Source organism: Rhodococcus sp. EPR-147 (assembly GCF_001647185.1).
Classification (GTDB): Bacteria; Actinomycetota; Actinomycetes; order Mycobacteriales; family Mycobacteriaceae; genus Rhodococcoides.
Genome location: NZ_LVCU01000410.1, coordinates 1 through 4,490, shown reverse-complemented (window position 1 = coordinate 4,490; position 4,490 = coordinate 1). Strand labels below are relative to the sequence as shown.

General features: G+C 50.5%; 3 protein-coding genes. 2 read left to right on the top strand and 1 reads right to left on the bottom strand.

Features of this window, described 5'->3' with window-relative positions; genetic code table 11:
• The first annotated feature begins 203 nt into the window (after positions 1–203).
• The gene (locus A2J02_RS29075; RefSeq protein WP_442971487.1) at positions 204–512 is read left to right on the top strand and encodes a trypco2 family protein; all 309 of its coding nucleotides are present in this window, start codon (positions 204–206) and stop codon (positions 510–512) included.
• Here the strand turns inward: A2J02_RS29075 and A2J02_RS28340 are convergent.
• Positions 435–620, bottom strand: a complete 186-nt coding sequence (locus A2J02_RS28340) for a hypothetical protein (protein WP_068051837.1) — start codon at positions 618–620, stop codon at positions 435–437. The two genes, A2J02_RS29075 and A2J02_RS28340, sit on opposite strands and share 78 nt — an antisense overlap.
• A 552-nt stretch (positions 621–1,172) precedes the next feature.
• On the opposite strand from A2J02_RS28340, the gene A2J02_RS27825 reads away from it, so the two are divergent.
• Positions 1,173–4,490 (top strand): AAA family ATPase (locus A2J02_RS27825; RefSeq protein WP_197478058.1); only part of this gene is annotated, 3,318 nt, incomplete at its 3' end.

The window sequence follows — 4,490 nt, the reverse complement described above, 5'->3', positions numbered from 1 at the left end:
GTCGGGCAACGCCTGATAGAAGTGGTCCACCCGTGAGGGTGTGACACCGAGCCCCGGTTCTCCACGTGAGAACCGGGGCTTTCTCGTTTCGAAACTGATTTTGTCAGGTTGCATAAATCGGCACCCGAGTGGGAGTCCGAGCTGCGATTGTCGAGGTGTAGTGTGACTGAATCTAGTTTGCGACGTAACCTTGGGGGGAACCAGTGAAAGCTTCGCCGACACTTTCTGAAGCAATATTTGACCTGCGGTGTCAAATCGAAAATGCGCAGGATTCTGCAGCGGGCCAACAATTGCAGTTCGACGTCGTCGAAGTCGAGCTCGAACTCTCGATGGTTGTAACTGCAGATGGTGGGCTCGCGCTTGCCTCGGCGTTTCTACCTATCGGTGTAGATGGACGGGCCACTAGGGAAGCTTCTCACACCGTTCGGTTAAAGCTAGATCTGCGAGATCAGGCAGTTGACGGCGAGCGCGTCCGGATTGCCGATACCACCACGCGTGCCTTCGAACGCTAGATGCACGTCTCCCGAATCGCGGATGTGCGCGCGGGTACAGGCGAATCCGTCCTGAGCAGTGGATCCGGCTACCTTGTAACCGACCGAGTAGTGCTCACGTCCCTTCACGTCTTAGTTGAATCCTGCACCTTATGCAGGGCGTCGGGGGGCGCGTGTGATGATTGCGTTGAACATCCACGAATTGTCGTTCATGTTGGAAACTCGACCGAGGTCGGCTCTGAGCGACCGGTCAGTGCTGAGTTATGTTGGAAGCGTGCAGACAGCGATATTGCATTGTTAATTCTCGATGCTCCGATTCTCCAGGTCTTACCCCCGGTTTTTTGGGGAAGGATTGTAGATGATTCCGTCTACGACTTTGAGGCCATTGGCTACCCTCAAGCCGGTATTCAAGCGGGTAAACGATACATGGAGCATGTAGCGGGAAAGCTCAACCTAATATCATCGAATCCAGACGGAGTCGCACTAGATATTTCTAGCGGTATCGCACTCTCTAATTCTATTTCTAGATGGCACGGATTCTCGGGGGCGGCCGTCTTCGTAGGCCGTGCTCTCGTTGCTGTAGTCCGAGTTGAACAGCAAAGTTTCGAGGGCCACAGGCTGCGGTCTTGCCTACTGAGTCCGTTGCTAGGAGACCCAACCTTTTTAAACCATGTTTCATCGGTGTCCGAAAAGCCGCCGCTAATCAAGAACATTAAGGGCGAGTTGCCGGTAGTCGAACCCTTCACGAGTCTTGATGAGGCTGCGCAGCTTTTTGGTGACAGACGTTCTGCAATATATCGTCCGGCACGGGCTGAGTATACTGAAGGGAGGATCGAAATTGAGAAAGCGACCCTGGATTTAGTTTGGCAGAATATTCTTAGAGATGGGTGGTGTCTAGTACGTGGTGCACCAGCGTCGGGTAAGACTACACTAGCAATTTGCATTGCGGTCGCCGCTGATCGTCTCGGATATCAAGTATTTTATCTTGATCTAGCAAAGACTCTTGGAGTGAGCGCGGTCCAAATTCAGCGAGTTTTTCGAAATCTCGACCATAGAGAATCGTTTATTATTTTAGACAATGTACATGCTAATGATGAAATTGCGGATACACTTTTTTCGATCTGGACGGAACGAGGGGAACAGTCCCGGATTCTATTCCTTGGAAGAACGCAGCCAAGACGATCATCCGCGCTGGCTTCGCGAAGCCTTACTCGTCTGGATGTTAGCGCCGTGGTTCTTAAAGTCACCATCAAAGATTTCAAGCGCACGTATGAGAGGGTCGCGGCCATCGTTGGCAATGGTCAGCTACCCACTCGAGTGTCCAACGCGGTCGTAAGGCTTTGGTTTACAACCTTCAAGACTTACCGACTAGCGTTCATCGTTGCTCTTTACGAGCGGACTCGGCGTGGAGACACTGCAAGTTGGATCAGATCAGGCTTTAAGCTGTCACCGGATGATGCAGTTGCGTACATACAGGACGCTTACTTAGATCGGTGGGTCGATTCTAGGAGTGAATTATTGCTACTTGCTGCGTGCGCACATTTAGAAGTAGAACTCATTGAATATCACCTGAGAGTTGAAAAGGTCTCTGGTCTTATCGACGCCGGAATTGTTGGCTACGCCAGACGCGGGGATGGATTACGCCGCTTTAGTTTGACGCACGTGTCACTCGGGAAAATGATACTAAAGGGTGCTGGGGTCGGTAAATGGTATGACATCATTGCGGACATTATGGATGAAGATTCACGTATTGCTGCCGCGGCAGCCAAGCAGCTGATAATTGAAGGTAATGTAGGCCAAGCTGCTCTAGTCCTGCAGACCATTATCGAGCGCGCGGGTTCGATCGAAACTGCCGAAGACGCAGACTCCTTTATTTTGGCCATTTCGGCTGCGAATCTTTCTCGTATTGATCTGGAAAAGCGAATTAGCGGAATTGGACTAGGAAATGCCTTGGTCAGCAAAGTTTGTGACCGGCTTTTGGTCGACCCGGCAAAACTGGTCCCGTTCTTAGAGTCGTGCAGTCACGTTGCACCATCTTTGGCTGACTCGTGCATCAGACGACTATCGGAAAGTGGTCAAGTCGATAGGGTGGTTGACGTGGTATCCGCCAACCCGGTGGTTGGCGTGGGAATTCTTCAGTTCGTGCGAATAGCAAACGACTCAATATTTCAAGTTGTTGCGTCTGAAATTTCCAATCCTCGAAATCTTGAGCGTCTTGTCGATCACTGGGCCGAAGATTTGGAGGGGGCTTCTAGCATTTTGTCGTTCGCTGGGCGCTATATGCCCAATTGTGCGGTCCAACTCAGGAGAGTTTTAGAAGATCCATCACGGAGAGCGGCTATCGTGTCATCGGTACCGAAATCTATCCATGGTGCAGCCGTATTTCTACGTACCTACCGAGTTGTGCTTGGCCGAAAAGTATTTGATCCGCTGGCAAATGATGTTTCTGCGGCATCCGAAGTCCTATCGTTGGTTCTGCAGAAGTTACCAGACGAATTTGGAGGCGCGCATAGCTTGTTGATCGAAGTGGTGCACCACTTTCCTGACGATGCCAAGCGAGTCTTTGCAAATAGCGTGTTCACCGAAAATCTGACGAGCAAATTTTTGGCTAACGTTTGCAACAATCACTATGGGAACGCGACGTCCCTATTTCGACTGTTCGCGGATAGTTACAGCGGCTTTTTACCAATGCTGCGTCACAGCCTATTCGAACTTAATCTTTACAGAAATTTGCTTGAAAGATTAAATCAGCAAAATTTTGCGAATGCCGCAGGGCTTTTTAAATTCATCCATGAAGTTGTGGGTGACGAAGCTGCCGAGATTGCTTCCACTAGCTTGACTGGGGGTGGGATACCGGAGTTGATATCGGCTGGCCTGTATCGCAACACTCCCTCCGAATGTTCTAAGTTTCTGTTACATGTCGAGAGGTATTCGTCTAGTGCGGTTGGTGACGTCGCGAGGTTCATGATAGGAACTGGTTATCTAGAATCAATGTTGAAGTTTGCAGGCGCGGACTTCATTGCAGTAGTCGACTTATGTAGAATCCTCACTAAATACAATGCCGATCTTATGCAGGAGTTTGAAGATTTATTCTGTTCCGGAACTATGCTTTCTAAAATCGCAGACAGAATTATTTCAGATCCGATTGCTGGTCACAGCTTATTGCTGTGGTTATTTGCGCGAGAGAGTATGGCAGTGCCATTTATCGTCGCGGAGTTGTTGAGTCCTGAGCGCGCCGGTCTGCTTCGTAGTCCAACTGGCTTTGGTGATTCGCCGGAGAAGTCAAGCGCGTCTATCTCAGATCGTCGAAAATATAGGTTGATGAATATCAAACTCATAGGCGGGGATCTCCCGGACTTTGGGCATCTAAGGGTCGGTTCGCTCGCGTCCGGAGTTATATTGGAAGTTGGAACTAATTTTATCTCCGTCGATCTGGCTGGTCTGGATGGCAGTGTCAGCGCTGATAACCTTCGTGCTCAAGGCGAGAAACGACGATTCCATGGTGTTGAGATTGGTAGCGAGCATCAATTCGAGGTTGTAAGAGTTGATCCTCTGACTAGGCATGTTGATCTACTTTGGCCGAATCGAGTGGATGCTCAATTAGTTCTTCTATCGGAAAACTATTCGGAAGGGGATTTGGTCTACGGTCAGGTGATTGACGTAATTCCGTATGGTGTGGTGTTGGCTACGGCATTCGGAGCGCGTGGTTTGCTCTTGAGAGCCGATATAGCATCAAGGCTTCCCGATGGTCAGCCTATCGAGGTGGGATTGACACTTTTTTGTAGAATTAGCAAGGTTTGTCTGTCCCGCAACTTGCTAACATTCTCGCTGAGGTACGGCGGTGCGTTGGGGCGCATCCGTCCTGTTCGCTCACCGAATGTCGGGCATGGCTACACGGCGGCAGATGTCCGCAGCGAGTTCCTGCACCAGCTCCAGAAGGGCCAGGTCCGCAAGGGCGTCGTGTCCTCCATCGTCAACTTCGGTGCCTTCGTGGACCTG